This is a genomic window from Aeromonas sp. sif2416 (assembly GCF_019218665.1).
GTDB lineage: Bacteria > Pseudomonadota > Gammaproteobacteria > Enterobacterales > Aeromonadaceae > Aeromonas > Aeromonas encheleia.
The window spans coordinates 60,702-76,967 of the sequence record NZ_JAHUXC010000008.1 but is presented as its reverse complement, the minus strand read 5'-3'; the positions used below and the strand labels follow the sequence as shown (position 1 = coordinate 76,967).

Below are 16,266 nucleotides of genomic sequence, written 5' to 3'. Positions count from 1 at the left end.
GCGTGGCGCCGGCAGAGGCTGGCGCCACACAGACCCCGAATCGAGATCAACCACTATGAAAAAACCAACTGTCGTCGTCGCCCTGGGGGGCAATGCCCTGCTCCGTCGCGGTGAGCCGCTTGAAGCGGATATCCAGCGCAAGAACATCGCCACCGCCGCCAAGACCATCGCCCAGATCGCCCAGGAATACAACGTAGTGCTGGTGCACGGCAACGGCCCGCAGGTCGGTCTGCTGGCCCTGCAAAACAGCGCCTATACCAAGGTGTCCCCCTATCCGCTGGATGTGCTGGGCGCCGAGACCCAGGGCATGATCGGCTACATGCTGATCCAGGAGCTGAAGAACCTGATGCCGAGCAGCAACGTCACCGCGCTGCTGACCCAGGTGCAGGTCGACCCCAAGGATCCTGCCTTCGCCAATCCGACCAAGTTCATCGGTCCCGTCTATGAAGAGGCCGAAGCCCGCGCCCTGGCCGAAGAGAAGCAGTGGAGCGTCAAGGCCGACGGCAAGTTCTTCCGCCGCGTGGTGCCGTCCCCGCTGCCCCAGCGCATCGTCGAAGGCGATGCCATCGAGACCCTGATTGCCCAGGGACACCTCATCATCTGTACCGGTGGTGGTGGCATTCCGGTGACCTGGGATGGCCTGCGTCTGACCGGCATCGAAGCCGTCATCGACAAGGACATGTCTGCCGCCTACCTGGCCAAGCAGATCAAGGCCGACGCCCTGCTGATCCTGACCGACGCCGATGCCGTCTACCTGGATTGGGGCAAGCCGACCCAGCACCCGCTGCGGGTCACCAGCCCGGCCGAGCTGGCTGGCGTCCAGTTCGATGCAGGCTCCATGGGGCCGAAGATCGAGGCGTCCTGTGAATTTGTCAAAGCGACCGGCGGCATGGTCGGGATCGGCTCCCTGGAAGATGGTCTGGCCATCCTCAGGGGCGAGGCTGGCACCAATATCGTCGCCACCCATACCGTGAATGCCTGAGTAACCGAGCAACTTTGTACTGTGTATGCGTAGTCAATAACACTGCCCAAATTGGTCTGAACAAATATAGAGAGAACTCATCATGGCTTTTAATCTGCGTAACCGTAACTTCCTGAAACTGCTGGACTTCACCCCGCGCGAAATCCAATACATGATCGACCTGGCCATCGACCTGAAGAAGGCCAAATACGGTGGCTATGAGCGCAAGCATCTGGGCGGCAAGAACATTGCCCTGATCTTCGAGAAGACCTCCACCCGCACCCGTTGTGCCTTCGAAGTCGCGGCCTTCGACCAGGGTGCCCAGGTCTCCTACCTCGGCCCAAGCGGTTCCCAGATTGGCCACAAGGAGTCCATGAAGGACACCGCCCGTGTGCTGGGCCGCATGTATGACGGCATCGAATACCGTGGCTATGGCCAGGAGATAGTGGAAGAGCTGGGTGCCTATGCCGGTGTGCCGGTCTGGAACGGCCTGACCAACGAATTCCACCCGACCCAGATCCTGGCCGACTTCATGACCATGCTGGAGCACGGCAAGGGCAAGCGCCTGGACCAGATCAAGTTCGCCTACCTGGGTGATGCCCGCAACAACATGGGCAACTCCCTGATGGTCGGTGCCGCCAAGATGGGCATGGACATTCGCCTGGTTGCTCCCAAGGCCTTCTGGCCGGAAGAAGAGCTGGTTGCCAAGTGCCGCCAGATCGCCGAAGAGACCGGTGCGCGCATTCACCTGACCGAAGACGTGAAAGAGGGTGTGCTGGGTACCGACTTCCTCTACACCGATGTCTGGGTTTCCATGGGTGAAGCGAAAGAAGCCTGGGATCAACGGGTGAAACTGATGACTCCCTATCAGATCAACATGGACGTCATCAACGCCACCAAGAACCCGGATGTGAAGTTCATGCACTGCCTGCCGGCGTTCCACAACGATGAGACCACCATGGGCAAGGAAGTGGCCGACAAATATGGCATGAAGGGTCTGGAAGTGACCGAGGACGTGTTCGAATCCGAGCACAGTATAGTATTCGACGAGGCCGAAAACCGGATGCACACCATCAAGGCAGTGATGGTTGCTACGCTGGGCGACTAAGGTCGCAGTAGTGGTGCCGGGGGGCAACCCCCGGCTTTTCGACCATGTGACGGCGGCATAATACCTCGAACCCTACGACCCGCAGCTTGCATGGATACCGCAGAAGGAAGCTGGACCATGACTAAATTCAAGTTCCCATCAGCCTACACGATATTGTTTGTGCTGATCGCCCTGGTGGCCGCCCTGAGCTGGGTAGTGCCGGCCGGCAAATACGACATGATAATGAACGACGCCCTCGGCAAGGAAGTGCCGGTGGCGGGGACCTACAAGCTGGTGGATGGCAATCCCCAGGGGATAGTCGACGTGCTGCTGGCACCCATCGATGGTCTCTACAACCACGACACCTATGAGGCAGGCGCCATCGACGTCTCCCTCTTCATCCTGATCATTGGTGGCTTCCTTGGCATAGTGACCAAGACCGGCGCCATCGATGCCGGTATTGAGCGCGTCACCGATCGGCTGCGTGGCCGCGAGGAGTGGATGATCCCGATCCTGATGGCGCTGTTCGCCGCAGGGGGCACCATCTATGGCATGGCCGAAGAGTCGCTGCCGTTCTACACCCTGCTGGTGCCGGTGATGATGGCCGCCCGCTTCGACCCCGTGGTCGCCGCCGCGACCGTGCTGCTCGGCGCCGGTATAGGTACCCTGGGCTCCACCATCAACCCGTTCGCCACCGTGATCGCCGCCAACGCCGCCGGCATCTCCTTCACCGACGGTATCTGGCTGCGGGTCGCCATGCTGGTGGCCGGCTGGCTGCTGTGCGTCGCCTATGTGATGCGTTACGCCAAGATGGTGCGCAACGACCCCAGCAAATCTCTGGTGGCTGACAAGTGGGAAGAGAACCGTGCCCACTTCCTCGGCAACAAGAGCGATGAGATGCTGGAGTTCACCCTGACCCGTAAAATCGTGCTCGGCATCTTTGTCGCCGCCTTCGCCGTGATGATCTACGGTGTGGCCGTGCTCGGCTGGTGGATGGCGCAGATCTCCGGCGTCTTCCTGGCCGCGGCCATCATAGTCGGCGTCATCTCCCGCATGAGCGAGGAGGAGCTGACCACCAACTTCATCGACGGTGCCCGTGACCTGCTCGGCGTGGCCCTGATCATCGGTATCGCCCGCGGTATCGTGGTGGTGATGGACAACGGCATGATCACCCACACCATCTTGCACAGCGCAGAAGGGATAGTGACCGGCCTCTCCACAGTGGTGTTCATCAACGTGATGTTCGTGCTGGAAGTGGTGCTCTCCTTCCTGGTGCCGTCCTCCTCCGGCCTGGCCGTGCTGACCATGCCGATCATGGCGCCCCTTGCCGACTTCGCCAACGTGGGTCGCGAGCTGGTGGTCACCGCCTACCAGTCTGCCTCCGGCCTGGTGAACCTGGTGACCCCGACCTCCGCCGTGGTCATGGGTGGCCTGGCCATCGCCAAGGTACCCTATGTCCGCTGGTTGAAGTGGGTCGCCCCGCTGCTGGGTATCCTGACCCTGCTGATCGTGGTCTGCCTGAGTCTGGGAGCCATGCTCTCCTGAGTGAAGTAGCACGAGAAGACGAGTCGAATGAAACGGGAGCCTGCGGGCTCCCGTTTTTTATGGTGAGGGCAGTCAGAGCGTGGCCGCCGCGCTTGGTGGTCGGAGCGGTACTCGCCGTGGGGCAGAGATGAAACAGAGTGAGGCAAGCAAGACAGACAGTAAAAAGGCGACCCCGGGGTCGCCTTCTGTATTCGGGGGAGGGCGGTCAGCGCGCCTGCGCCAGGGTGCGCACCACGGCGGCGTGGGCCAGGCGGGTGCGGCTGATATGGCGGGGGGCAACCAGTACCACGTCGTTGCCGGCCACGGCGCCCAGGATCTCGGGATCGGCGTTGCGATCCAGCAGGCGGGCCACCACGGTCGCGGCACCAGGGGTGGTGTGCACCAGCACCATCTGCTGGTTATGGACCACTCCGCGCACCATGTCGTGGATGGAGCGGGTGCTGCCGGCGGGCTCCAGCTGGTCATCCACCAGGGTGTAGACCTTCTTGCCGTTGGCGTTCTGGGCCTTGGCCACGCCGAGGCGGCGCAGCAGGCGGGAGATGGTGGATTGGCTGATGTCGGCGAAGCCCCGTTCGGCCAGCTCACGGCGGATCTCTTCCTGGGTGCTGTAGCAGTGTTGGCCGATGATCTGGCGACAGGCATCCAGCTGGGCCAGGTCCGATTCTTGTTCAACGGGACGACTGGGGGTCTTGACCACGATGGCTTCCTTTGACTATGACCAATGGCTATCGAACGAAACCTGCCATCAGTGCTTTTAATAGCAAAAAACTCTGACTGTAAGGTGAGAGGCAGGGAATGAACGATGTCTAGCCGTTGCGGGATGGCAAATTATAACCAAACGGAGAATCGGGGATGTGACAGGGGTCAAAAATGGGCCCCAGAGGGCCCAGCTGAATATCAATAACGTTCGCTGACGATGTCCTGGGTGAAGGACTTCTCGCAGTATTTGCACTTCATGCGTACCACACCCTTCACCTCGCGTACCCGGAAGTAGCTGTCCACCGGTTCGTTGTGGGAGATGCAGTTGGAGTTGGGGCAGTGGAACACCCCGGCGATGAACTCCGGCAGCTCCAGCTGGTGCTTCTTCACCACGTTGAAGTCTTCGATGATGTTGACGGTCGCCTTGGGGGCGAACAGCGCCAGCTGGTTGGCCTGCTCTGCGGTCAAGCGGGTGTTCTCGATCTTGATCAGATCCTTCTTGCCGAGCGCGCCGGATTTCAGGTTGAAACCGACGGTGATGCGCTCCTGGGTCTCGATCAGCTGGAACAGCTTGAGGATCTTGATGCCCTGGCCGGCGGGGACGTGGTCGATGACGGAGCCGTGACGGATGGCTTCGACTTGCAGTTGGTTCTTCTCGGACATGATGTGTTCCCCTCGGCTCAGACAGTTTCGTTCAGTACCAGTGCCAGCAGTGCCTGGCGCGCGTAGACCCCGTTTTCTGCCTGCTGGAAGTAGTAGGCATGGGGAGTCTTGTCGACCGCCACCTCGATCTCGTCGACGCGGGGCAGGGGATGCAGGATCTTCATGCTGGGCTTGGCTCCTTCCAGGGTCGCCAGCTCCAGCACGAACTTGGCGGCCATGTGCTTGTACTCGGTCTCGTCGAAGCGCTCTTTCTGGACCCGGGTCATGTAGAGGATGTCGAGCTCCGGCATCACCTCTTCCATGGTCTCGTGCACGCTGAACTGGATGCCCTTCTCTTCCAGCTCTTCGCACAGGTAGTCCGGCATCGCCAGCGCCTCCGGGGAGATGAAGAAGAAGCGGCAGTTGAACAGGCTCAGGGCCTGGGCCAGGGAGTGGACGGTGCGGCCGTACTTGAGGTCACCGACGAAGGCAACGTTGAGGCCGTCCAGCTTGCCCTGGGTTTCGTGGATGGAGAAGAGATCGAGCAGGGTCTGGGTCGGATGCTGGTTGGAGCCATCGCCGCCGTTGATGACCGGCACGCGGGAGAACTCGGAGGCGAGGCGGGCGGCGCCCTCCTTCGGATGGCGCATCACCACGGCATCGGAGTAGGAGCCGATGATCTTGATGGAGTCGGCCAGGGTCTCACCCTTCTTGGCGCTGGTGTTGCCGCCGTCGGCGAAGCCGATGATGTTGCCGCCAAGGCGCTGGACCGCGGTCTCGAACGAGAGGCGGGTGCGAGTGGAGGCTTCGAAGAAACAGCTGGCGACCAGCTTGTCTTTCAACAGGCGGGTGTCGGGTTCGGCCTTCAACCGCTGGGCGGTTGCGACCACCAGTTCCATGTCGGACCGGGTCAGATCCGAGATGGAGATGACGTGTTTGTTATAGAGTGGATTGGCCATCGTCTGCATTCCCTTTGACATCAATGAAGGTTTTTCGGGCACAAAAAAAAGCCCCTGAAACAGGGGCTCTTTTTAAAAATAATTGGGGATCTGTGGGTCGGGAACCGAAAACAACGGGGCCGCTCTGGTGCGCTCCACCCGTCTGCAAGGCTGTTTTCTTGTTCAAAAACTGCATCGTCATGTCCCGACCTTTTTCAAAACCGGACAGATTATAGAGTCGCTTTTCGAATTGTCAAAAATTTATTTCAAAGGCAAGATTTGCCCGTAAAAACGTTTAAGTGTCGTGAACGGGTCGGCAAACCCACAGCTGGTGTCGATCCGACAGCGCCAAGCCATCTTCGGCCATGCTGCGCAGATAACCTAGCCTGTGATGCCCTTCCAGCAGGCAATAGGGTTGTGGCAGTGGCCGCCCGTCCGGGTAGCAGGCGTCCGCGGCGGGGGCGAGCACTATGATGGGCTCGGACCAGGTGCCCCGGCTCAGCATGTCCTCGCCGAGCCAGGAGCGGCGCACGTAGCGATTGTGGCGCAACATCTCGCCCCAGCGCTCGATCACCTCCATGTGGCGGGAGCTGATGTGGGTCACGACCTGCTCCGTGCTCCAGGATTCACACTCGAAGCGGTGGCGGGCGAGATCGATAAAGCTCCAGTTGGACTCAAAACCGCGCCAATGGCGGTAAATCCACTGGGTCAGTACGTTCTGGGGAATGAAGGGCACCAGCGGGGCGACCCGGTCTAGATAATCGGGCAGAGACTCGGTTTTGCGCTCATCCCTGAAGTTGAGTGGCGCAAGTTGTTGAAGTAGGCGGTAATTGAGCATGAGCATCCTCCTCTTGCCAACATCCACCCTACCCCCATTCGGGCGCCTTTCCTACCCGGGCACGGCTGTAAATACAGCGAGTTACCCCGCCAGAATGGGCAAATTGGCGCGAGTTGCTCGTCATTTGTTCGATCGCATCGAAACTGAGAAAAAAAGCCTTTACCTTTGATCCCGGCTTTGTATAATTCGCCTCGTTTGTTGCAGGGGCGTAGTTCCAATTGGTAGAACAGCGGTCTCCAAAACCGATGGTTGCGGGTTCGAGTCCTGCCGCCCCTGCCATTTTTAGAGAGGCCAGCTCATTGAGCTGGCCTTTCGCATTTCTGCCTTTCCGGTTTTCTGCGGCGACCCCGCTCCGCTTCTCCTCCTGACGCCTTGGCTTCCCCTGCCTTTCAAGGGCTTGGCCCAGTTGCCCTTCGCTAGTCGCTATTGCCGCTTTCTGCCCTGTCGTTTCTGGCAGTCGTGCCGTCCGCATCCCTGTGCTACACCACATGAGCTGTGCCACGCGCTGCCTAGGGCGCGCGTGGCGGTTCGTCAGCATGGATGCTCAAGCCGTGGATTCTGGGCGTGGAGACAATGCGAGGAGATGAGTCATGAACAAGGCCGTTGAAACCCGATTGAACAAGTCCCGCCCCGGTGGCTGGGTGCCACAGGATCAGGCCCACATCACACGCTGGATCAAACGGCTCCAGCTGTATGTGGCGCAGCAACCGCGGCCGCTGGTGGCCCCCATCGCCCAGCTGCAGGATCTGGTCAGGTCGGATCCCCTGCTGCACGCCCAGGCCGACGCCATGTTCAGGGAGGCCTGGCGTCACGAGCACTTGACGCCGCTCGGACAGATCGAGCTGAAGAGCTTCGACGACTTCCTGATCCTGCTCAACGGCATCATGACCACGGCGCCCGAGGCCTATCAGGATATCCCGAGCCAGTCCCCCTCCGGGCTCATCGGCTTCCCCATCAACGCCCTGCTCGACTGGCCCATGGCGACCCGCTCCGGCTACCTGTTCTTTGCCAACGCCCTGATCAATCAACAATTCAAGAAGATCCTCGGCTACTGGGCGCAGTTTCTGCAAAGCCCGGCCTCGCGCTACGTGCTGACCGAGCCGGTCAGCCGGCTGGACAGGGAGACCCTGATAGTGCCCTGGCTCGGCAAGCTGGCCCAGGGCGAGATGGTGCAGGTGGCCCGCTCCGCCCTGGGGGAGGGTGCCAACCCGACCCCGGACAGCTTCGATGCCATCTTCCAGTGCGATCCGGCGGCCGAATACCATGGCTTCGGCTGCTGGGATGAGTTCTTCACCCGCACCTTCCGCCCCGGCGTGCGGCCGGTGTCGGCGCCGGAGGACGACAATGTCATCGTCAGCGCCTGCGAGTCGGCCCCGCTGCAGGTGAAGAGCGGGGTGAGCCGCAGCGATCGCTTCTGGCTCAAGGGTCAGCCCTATTCCCTCGACAACATGCTCGACTTCGACGACACGGCGCTGCTGTTCGACGGCGGCACCGTCTATCAGGCCTTCCTCAGCGCCTTGAGCTACCACCGCTGGCACAGCCCGGTGAGCGGCACCATCCGCAAGGTGCGGGTGGTCAACGGCACCTACTACCTGGAAAACCAGTACGAGGGTTTCCTCGATGCCGACGGTGCCGATCCCAGTGCCCCCAACAACTCACAGCCCTTCCTCACCTCGGTGGCGACCCGGGCGCTGATCTTCATTGAGGCAGACAACCCCAAGATCGGCCTGATGTGCGTGGTGCCGGTGGGGATGGCCGAGGTGTCGAGCTGCGACATCACGGTGAAGGCGGGGGACAGGGTGAAGAAGGGGGATCAGCTCGGCATGTTCCACTTCGGCGGCTCGACCCACTGCCTGGTGTTTCGCAAGGGGGTGGAGCTGACGTTCGACTTCCATGGCCAGAGCCCGAGTCTGGAGGCCACCAACCTGCGGCTCAACACCGCCATCGCACGGGTGAAGTGAGGATCATTCATATGGAAACAGGCCGCCTGCGGGCGGCCTGTTTGTTACCCTGCGATCAGGCCAGCGTCTTGGCCAGCAGATCCAGATAGGCGCCTTCGATCAACTGGGACGGCTCCACTCCGAGGCGCGCCATGATGTCATGGGCCTCCTGTATCCCCGCCTCGAGCGGTTCCTCATCCTCCAGCACTACCTCCAGCTCGAGAAAGTGGCCTAGCCCCTCCACCCGATCGAGATGGATCCGGGTCCTGCCGACCAGAAACAGGGTGCGCGTCTTCTGCACCCGGCCGATCTGGCCACAGGCCAGGCTGAGGGTCTCTCGCAGGCTGTCCGGCGCGCTCGTCGGAGTGACCTGATAGAAGCTCTCCTTGGGGCCTTGCCGATCGGCTCGGCGGTAGAAGATGAGCTGGCCGGCGGAGGGCGACAGGGTGCGCAGCTTGAGACGGCCTGACTCGCAGCGAAAGAAAGTATCATCCTGCGCTATCTCGACGGGACCCTGATCGGCGATGGCGGCCGCCTTGGGGAGGAGGGCGTCGATCCGTGCGATCCTGGCCTTGATCTCGATATTTCTGGGCATGGTATGAGGGTCTCCTTGGGAACTACGGGAGTGCCAACCTATCACAGATACAGCTTGCCAGCGCAGGTGCCAGCAGGCTGCGCCTCAACACCGCCATAGCGCGGGTGGGCTGCCCGTGCCACAGGTTGCCATTCCGGGCGGTTAGCCCGTTCTCCTCTGGGCCTGGCGGTGCTAACCGCTTGTTGACCTATCAAAAATTAAGCAATGGCCGTTCATGGTCGGGTATTTCTGGTCGATATAGTCCACACGAGGTGTGCAGGCTTTATTTGACGCCACTTATATCGCTATGAGGACATTCCATGAACCTTTCCCTTCGCGGCAAATTGCTCGCAACCAGCCTGGGCGTGGTGTTGATCACCGTCTGCCTGCTCGGCATGACCGCCTTCTATACCCTGAAGAGCCAGACCCTGAGTGCCATCGACAGCGAGGCGCGCAACTATGCCAGCGCCTACGCGGAGGGGATCGGCAAGTGGATGCAGGACAGGCGCGAGAGCCTGACCGCCCAGGTCGAGGTGATCGCCAACCACCCGGCGTCCGAGCTGGTGCCCCATCTGCAGCAGACCCTGCGCTCCGGCGGCTTCGGGCTGGCCTATTACGGCTCGGCGGAGGGGGTCATGACCCGCAACGATCCCTCCCTCAACAAGGGCAACTATGACCCGCGCGAGCGCCCCTGGTACCAGGATGCCGCCAAGGCGGGCCGGCTCATCATCACCGAGCCCTACATCAGCGTGACCATGCAGCAGCTGGTGGTGACCCTGGCCGAGCCGGTGCTGCAGCAAGGGCGCCTGATGGGTGTAGTGGGGGCCAACCTGGCGCTGGATCAGCTCATTCAGGATGTGCTGGCGATGCGGGTGCAGGGGGACGGCTACGCCATGCTGCTGGACAAGAGCGGCCTCATCGTCGCCCACCCGAACAAGGAGCTGGCGCTCAAGAAGAGCCAGGATCTGGCCCCCGAGCTGGATGCCGGCCGACTGGTGAGCATGAGCCAGCAGGGTGGCCTGCAGGCGGTGCAGATCGGCGGGCGCGACAGCCAGATGCTGGTGCTGCCCATCCCCAACACCGACTGGCTGCTGGCCATGGTGATGCACGAGGATGTGCTGATGGCACCGTTGCAGCGCTTGCTCGGCGAGCTGGCGCTCATCAGCGCCGGCCTGATCCTGGTGTTCGGCCTGGTGCTGACCAGTACCTTCAAGTTCCTGTTCCAGGATCTCGGCCGGGTGGCCGGTGCGCTGCACGACATCGCCCACGGCGAGGGGGATCTCACCGTTCACATCGACACCCGCAGCAAGGATGAGGTGGGCCAGCTGGCCCAGAGCTTCAACCAGTTCGTGGCGCGGCTGCACGGCATCGTCAGCCGCCTGCGGGACGTGACCGGCGAGCTGGCGGCCCAGTCCCGGGTCCAGGCGCAGGGTGCTGAGGCCCGCAGCCAGCGGGTGCGCCAGCAGCAGGACGAGATCGTCATGGTGGCGACCGCGGTGACCGAGATGGCCTCCGCCACCCAGGAGATCGCCGGCAACGCCGAATTCGCCGCCACCACCTCGGGGGAGGCGGTCAAGCTGGCCGTCGCCGGTCAGTCCCAGGTCGGTCAGAGCCAGCGCAGCATCACGGGTCTCGCGGACGAGGTGGCCGATGCCAGCCAGACCATCCATGAGCTGGATGCCCATGCCCAGAAGATCAGCGGCATCCTGGCCACCATCAGCGGCATCGCCGAGCAGACCAACCTGCTGGCGCTGAACGCCGCCATCGAGGCGGCCCGTGCTGGCGAGCAGGGGCGCGGCTTCGCGGTGGTGGCGGACGAGGTGCGGGTGCTGTCCAGGCGCACCCACGACTCCACCGACGAAATCCAGCAGATGATCGAGACCCTGCAGCAGACCACCAGGCGCGCCGTCACCGGCATGGAGACCAGTCGTCAGCTGGCGGGCACCAGTGTGGAGGATGCGGAGGCCGCCAACCAGAGCCTGGCCCGGATCAACGAGGCCATCGGCTCCATCAGCGACATGGCGACCCAGATAGCTGCGGCGGCGGAGGAGCAGACCTCGGTCACCGGCGAGATCAGCCGCAACACCGAGAACATCCGCCACGTCTCTCAGGAACTGGCCGAGCAGGCGCAGGGGGAGGCGACCCAGGCGGTGGAGCTCAAGGCGTTGACCGAGCGATTGGAGCAGGAGATAGGCCGCTTCCGGCTCTGATCCTGTTGCCAGAAAAAAGGGCAGCCTGCGGGCTGCCCTTTTGCATTCCTGTGAGTCTCAGGGGCTCTGTTTGACCCAGATGAGCCGGTCGGTGGCAAAGCCCAGTCCCTTGGCCTTGGCGATCAGTGCATCCACCTTGGCTTTGGGCGGGTTGGGGGAGCGGGAGAGGATCCACAGATAGTCGTGGTTGTAGCTGGTCACCAGGGAGAGCTGGTAGTCGGGGTCCAGATCGATGACGTTGTAGCCGCCGTAGAAGGGGCCGAAGAAGCTCACCTTGAGCCGCGCCTCGTCCGGGTTGCCCACGAAGTAGGCCTTGCCCTCGGCCTCGCGCCAGCGGCCATCACTCTGGAGGCCTCTGTTTAGTACCTTGACGCCACCGTCGTCACGCAGGCTGTAAGTGGCGCTCACCCGCTCCAGCCCCCGCTCGAAGCTGTGGTCGAGGCGTGCTATCTCGTACCAGGTGCCGAGGTAGCGGTCGAGCTGGAAGCCGGTGACGGGGCGGATGCCGTCGGCGAGGCCGGTACAGGCCGTCAGCAGCCAAACGGTGAGCAGACAAAGCAGTGAACGCATGGGGGATCCCTCTCTTTTAGCCTTCGATGATGCGCAGCTGGCCGTCCCGGAAGCGGGAGGCCTGATCCGTCGGCGTGCTGCCGAAGAAGCGCTTGTACTCCCGGCTGAACTGGGAGTTGCTCTCGTAGCCGACCCTGGCCGCCGCCGCCCCCGCCTTGATGCCGTCATGCAGCATCATCATGCGCGCCTTGTGCAGGCGAAACGACTTGATGTACTGCAGCGGCGAGGTGGAGGTGACCGCCTTGAAGTGGTGATGGAAGGCGGAGACGCTCATGTTCACCTCCCGCGCCAGCTCCTCCATGGTCAGGGTGTCGGCGTAGCGCTGCTCGATGAGGCGCAGCACCCGGGCTATCTGGCCCATGTGGTTGTGGCGGTTGGCGAGCGCCTGCAGCGCCGGCCCGCCCGACTCATGGAGGGCGTAGAACAGCATCTCCCGCACCGTCTGCGGCCCCAGCACCCTGGCGTGCTGGGGCTTGTCCATCAGCTCGATCAGTCGCTCGGCGGCGCAGAACATCTGCTCGGAGAGCTGTACCGCCAGCACGCCGCTCTGCTGGGGCGGCGGGGCGGGCAGGCTGTCCCCCAGCTCCAGCAGCAGCTCCTGCAGGGTGGCGACGTTGATCTCGATGGAGAAGCCGATGAGCGGCTGCTCGGGGGAGGCGAAGCACTCGCACTCGCACGGCAGCGACAGCGTCATCAGCAGGTAGTGGTTGGGATCGTAGCGAAACACCTGATCCGCCAGATAGCCCACCTTGTGCCCCTGCAGTATCACTATCATCCGCGGCTGGTAGAGCACAGGAGTGCGGCCGTGATACTCGGTGGTGTAGATGAGGTTCACCTGCTCCACCGGGGAGGGGGTGATGCCGGGCGCAGCGACATGGCGGGTCAGCCTGGCGGCGAGTTCGGCGTAGCGATTGGGCATGGCGGCTCCGGTAAAATCTGGTGTTTTGTAGAAATAGGCAAACAATGTGCAGAATGTTGCCTTGATGGTAGGGGTTGTCTGTAGAAAAATGCAATCAACATTTTGCGGCTCAGCCGCCTCGTCAGCATGAAGGTAATGTCGATGCACAATTTCACCCTGCACACCCCGACCAAGATCCTGTTCGGCAAGGGCCAGGTCGCCCAGCTGCGCGAACAGCTCCCCACCGATGCTCGCATCCTGATCACCTATGGCGGTGGCAGCGTGGTGCGCAGCGGTCTGCTGGCGCAGATCCGCGGCGAGCTGGCCGGCATGTCCCTGTTCGAGTTCGGCGGCATAGAGCCCAACCCCACCTATGAGACCCTGATGGAGGCCGTGACCCTGGCCCGCGCTGAGCAGATCGACTTCCTGCTGGCGGTCGGTGGTGGATCGGTGCTGGATGGCACCAAGTTTATCGCCGCCGCCGCCCACTACGATCCGGCCAGGGATCCCTGGCTCATCCTCGAGACCGTCGGTGGCGAGGTGGCCTCCGCCATTCCGCTTGGCGCCGTGCTGACCCTGCCGGCCACCGGCTCCGAGATGAACATGGGGGCCGTCATCACCCGCAAGAGCAGCGGCGACAAGCAGCACTTCTTCTCGCCGTTCGTGATGCCGCGCTTCGCCGTGCTGGATCCGGTGCTGACCTACACCCTGCCCGCCCGTCAGGTGGCGAACGGCGTGGTGGATGCCTTCATCCACACCCTGGAGCAGTACCTCACCTACCCGGTCAACGCCAAGGTGCAGGATCGCTTCGCCGAGGGGCTGCTGCTGACCCTGGTCGAGGAGGGTCCCAAGGCGCTGGTGGAGCCGGAGAATTACGACGTGCGCGCCAACATCATGTGGAGTGCCACCATGGCGCTCAACGGCCTGATCGGGGCCGGCGTGCCCCAGGACTGGGCGACCCACATGCTGGGCCACGAGCTGACCGCCCTGCACGGCCTCGACCATGCCCAGACCCTGGCGGTGGTGCTGCCGGCCCTGCTGCAGGCCAAGCGTGAGCAGAAACACGCCAAGCTGCTGCAATACGCCGAGCGGGTGTGGGACCTGCGCAGCGGCAGCGAGGAGGATCGCATCGACGGCGCCATCGCCGCCACCCGCGACTTCTTCGAGCGGATGGGGCTCAAGACCCGGCTGCGAGACTATGGCATGGCCGATGCCGGCATCGACACCCTGCTGGCCAAACTGGCGGAGCACGGCATGACCGCCCTCGGCGAGCACGGCGACATCGATCTGGTGCAGAGTCAGCATATTTATGAGGCGGCCTGGTAAGCGGCTGGCGCCGTATCCGGTCGACAGCAGTACCGAATCGAGGGGGCCCGAACCTGCCGCATGGCAGGGGAGCGGCCCCCTGCTCGTTACAAAAAGGTTACTTTTTTCCTTTTCGGCTCGCGAGGTGAGCCGGGAATAGATTTCGTAAGAACAAAAAACGCTAAGATAGAGGGCCGGCAAAACATTTTTTTTGACTGGTTGGATCACTTTTTTCAGCGTATTTTGCTGGTATAAGTCGCTAATTTGGTTTGTTTTTTTAAATACCCTCTCGGGATGGGCTGAATTCTGTACCGGCGCCGCCCGGGCTGCGGTTGTAATAAAACTCCAAAATTTGATACTAATCACCTTCGCGCCTGAAAAGTGGGGGCCTGACCATGACAGGAGGTTGAGGTGAAGCCTGCTGATTTTCATAACAAAGGGCCCGTGACCTGTACTTTGGTCATGCCTTGTCGGCTCAGACATGAGAGACTGGGCAATGATTGTTTATTAACCATCAGGGAATAGTCATGCAGATTGGAATACCGAGAGAGAGTCTCGCCGGTGAGACCCGGGTCGCAGCGACCCCGGCCACCGTTGAGCAGCTGAAAAAGCTCGGCTTCGAGGTCGCCATCGAGGCCGGTGCTGGCTCGTTGGCCAGCTTCGATGATGCCGCCTTCGAGGCTGCCGGTGCCAGCGTGGTGCCGAGCGTCTGGCAAGCCGACCTTATTTTCAAGGTCAATGCGCCGACCGATGCCGAGATCACACAGATTAAAGATGGCGCCACCCTGGTGAGCTTCATCTGGCCTGCCCAGAACCCTGAGTTGGTCAAGAAGCTGTCCGAGCGCAACATCAATGTGATGGCGATGGACATGGTGCCGCGGATCTCCCGTGCCCAGTCCCTCGATGCCCTCTCCTCCATGGCCAACATCGGTGGCTATCGCGCCGTGGTCGAAGCCGCCCACCAGTTCGGTCGCTTCTTCACCGGTCAGATCACCGCCGCCGGCAAGGTTCCCCCTGCCAAGGTATTGGTGATCGGTGCCGGTGTGGCCGGTCTGGCCGCCATCGGGACCGCCGGTTCCCTCGGCGCCATAGTGCGTGCCTTCGATACCCGTCTGGAAGTCGCCGAGCAGATCGAGTCCATGGGGGGTGAATTCCTCAAGCTGGACTTCGGCAATGAAGATGGCGCCTCCAGCGATGGTTATGCCAAGGTCATGTCCGATGAGTTCATCAAGGCCGAGATGGAGCTGTTTGCCCAGCAGGCCAAGGACGTGGACATCATCATCACCACCGCCCTGATCCCGGGTCGTCCCGCTCCCAAGCTGATCACCAAGGGGATGGTCGACAGCATGAAGCCGGGTTCGGTGATCGTGGATCTGGCGGCGGCGACCGGCGGCAACTGTGAATACACCAAGCCGACCGAGCTGTTCGTGACCCCCAACGGCGTCAAGGTGATCGGTTACACCGACCTGCCTGGCCGCCTGCCCGCCCAATCCTCCCAGCTCTACGGTACCAACCTGGTCAACCTGATGAAGCTGATGTGCAAGGAGAAGGACGGCAACGTCGCCATCGACTTCGAGGACGTGGTCCAGCGCAACATGACGGTGATCCAGGCCGGTGAAGTGACCTTCCCGCCGCCCGCCATCGCCGTCTCCGCGGCCCCGCAGAAGCCAGCCGCCAAGGTTGCGCCCAAGCAGACCGAAGAGAAGAAGCCCTCCAACAAGAAGTTCGTGTTCGGTGCCCTCGGCATCGCCGCCTTCGGTTGGGTAGCTGCGGTAGCACCCGCCGAGTTCCTGTCCCACTTCACCGTCTTCATCCTGTCCTGCGTGGTCGGTTACTACGTGGTGTGGAACGTTTCTCACTCCCTGCACACGCCGCTGATGTCGGTCACCAATGCCATCTCCGGCATTATCGTGGTCGGTGCCCTGCTGCAGATTGGGCAAGGGTCGACCCTGGTCACCGTATTGGCCTTTATCGCCGTGCTGATTGCCAGTATCAACATCTTCGGTGGCTTCACCGTCACTCAGCGCATGCTGAAGATGTTCCGTAAGGATTAAGGGGG

14 protein-coding genes and 1 tRNA gene are annotated in these 16,266 nt (G+C 62.1%); 8 read left to right on the top strand and 7 right to left on the bottom strand.

All coding sequences use genetic code 11. From position 1 onward, the window contains the following. Window positions 1-55: 55 nt before the first annotated feature. The 3 genes from arcC (at window position 56) to KW821_RS15190 (ending at window position 3,593) form a co-directional block, all read left to right on the top strand. Complete coding sequence (arcC, locus tag KW821_RS15200; protein ID WP_042654373.1) at window positions 56-982, top strand: carbamate kinase; 927 nt, start codon at window positions 56-58, stop codon at window positions 980-982. An 82-nt stretch (window positions 983-1,064) separates the two neighbouring features. Next, entirely contained in the window at window positions 1,065-2,069 is a 1,005-nt protein-coding gene (gene argF / locus KW821_RS15195; RefSeq protein ID WP_042654372.1) for an ornithine carbamoyltransferase, read from the top strand. Window positions 2,070-2,186: 117 nt separating this feature from the next. Next, window positions 2,187-3,593, top strand: a complete 1,407-nt coding sequence (locus tag KW821_RS15190; protein ID WP_042654371.1) for a YfcC family protein — start codon at window positions 2,187-2,189, stop codon at window positions 3,591-3,593. A 205-nt stretch (window positions 3,594-3,798) separates the two neighbouring features. On the opposite strand, the gene KW821_RS15185 is transcribed toward KW821_RS15190, so the two are convergent. From KW821_RS15185 to KW821_RS15170, 4 genes are all read right to left on the bottom strand, one after another. Next, entirely contained in the window at window positions 3,799-4,290 is a 492-nt protein-coding gene (locus tag KW821_RS15185; RefSeq protein ID WP_042042602.1) for an arginine repressor, read from the bottom strand. Between the two features lie 200 nt (window positions 4,291-4,490). Beyond that, window positions 4,491-4,955 carry an aspartate carbamoyltransferase regulatory subunit gene (gene pyrI, locus KW821_RS15180; protein ID WP_218292031.1) on the bottom strand — a complete coding sequence of 155 codons (465 nt, stop codon included), beginning with the start codon at window positions 4,953-4,955 and terminating at the stop codon, window positions 4,491-4,493. 17 nt (window positions 4,956-4,972) lie between these two features. After that, window positions 4,973-5,893: an aspartate carbamoyltransferase gene (gene pyrB, locus KW821_RS15175; RefSeq protein WP_042654472.1), complete on the bottom strand. Its 921-nt coding sequence runs from the start codon at window positions 5,891-5,893 to the stop codon at window positions 4,973-4,975. A gap of 274 nt (window positions 5,894-6,167) precedes the next feature. Beyond that, the gene (locus tag KW821_RS15170) at window positions 6,168-6,710 is read right to left on the bottom strand and encodes a hypothetical protein (protein WP_042654369.1); all 543 of its coding nucleotides are present in this window, start codon (window positions 6,708-6,710) and stop codon (window positions 6,168-6,170) included. A gap of 202 nt (window positions 6,711-6,912) precedes the next feature. Between KW821_RS15170 and KW821_RS15165 the strand changes: the two genes are divergently transcribed. Beyond that, window positions 6,913-6,989 (top strand) — tRNA-Trp (locus KW821_RS15165). Between the two features lie 311 nt (window positions 6,990-7,300). After that, complete coding sequence (locus KW821_RS15160; protein WP_218292030.1) at window positions 7,301-8,671, top strand: phosphatidylserine decarboxylase family protein; 1,371 nt, start codon at window positions 7,301-7,303, stop codon at window positions 8,669-8,671. A gap of 55 nt (window positions 8,672-8,726) precedes the next feature. Here the strand turns inward: KW821_RS15160 and KW821_RS15155 are convergent, their stop codons facing one another. After that, window positions 8,727-9,245, bottom strand: a complete 519-nt coding sequence (locus KW821_RS15155; RefSeq protein ID WP_218292029.1) for a class IV adenylate cyclase — start codon at window positions 9,243-9,245, stop codon at window positions 8,727-8,729. Window positions 9,246-9,544: 299 nt separating this feature from the next. Here KW821_RS15155 and KW821_RS15150 point away from each other — a divergent pair, with 299 nt between their 5' ends. Next, complete coding sequence (locus KW821_RS15150) at window positions 9,545-11,434, top strand: methyl-accepting chemotaxis protein (RefSeq protein ID WP_218292028.1); 1,890 nt, start codon at window positions 9,545-9,547, stop codon at window positions 11,432-11,434. A 57-nt stretch (window positions 11,435-11,491) separates the two neighbouring features. Here the strand turns inward: KW821_RS15150 and KW821_RS15145 are convergent, their stop codons facing one another. Together KW821_RS15145 and KW821_RS15140 are read right to left on the bottom strand one after the other, a co-directional pair. After that, window positions 11,492-12,004, bottom strand: coding sequence for a lipocalin family protein (locus KW821_RS15145; protein WP_218292027.1), 513 nt, complete (start codon window positions 12,002-12,004; stop codon window positions 11,492-11,494). Window positions 12,005-12,020: 16 nt separating this feature from the next. Continuing rightward, on the bottom strand, window positions 12,021-12,923 hold the full coding sequence (locus tag KW821_RS15140) for an AraC family transcriptional regulator (RefSeq protein ID WP_218292026.1): 903 nt from the start codon (window positions 12,921-12,923) through the stop codon (window positions 12,021-12,023). Window positions 12,924-13,064: 141 nt separating this feature from the next. On the opposite strand from KW821_RS15140, the gene yqhD reads away from it, so the two are divergent. Together yqhD and KW821_RS15130 are read left to right on the top strand one after the other, a co-directional pair. Continuing rightward, window positions 13,065-14,228 carry an alcohol dehydrogenase gene (gene yqhD / locus KW821_RS15135; protein ID WP_218292025.1) on the top strand — a complete coding sequence of 388 codons (1,164 nt, stop codon included), beginning with the start codon at window positions 13,065-13,067 and terminating at the stop codon, window positions 14,226-14,228. A 506-nt stretch (window positions 14,229-14,734) separates the two neighbouring features. Further along, window positions 14,735-16,261, top strand: a complete 1,527-nt coding sequence (locus KW821_RS15130) for a Re/Si-specific NAD(P)(+) transhydrogenase subunit alpha (protein ID WP_218292024.1) — start codon at window positions 14,735-14,737, stop codon at window positions 16,259-16,261. Window positions 16,262-16,266 lie beyond the last annotated feature (5 nt).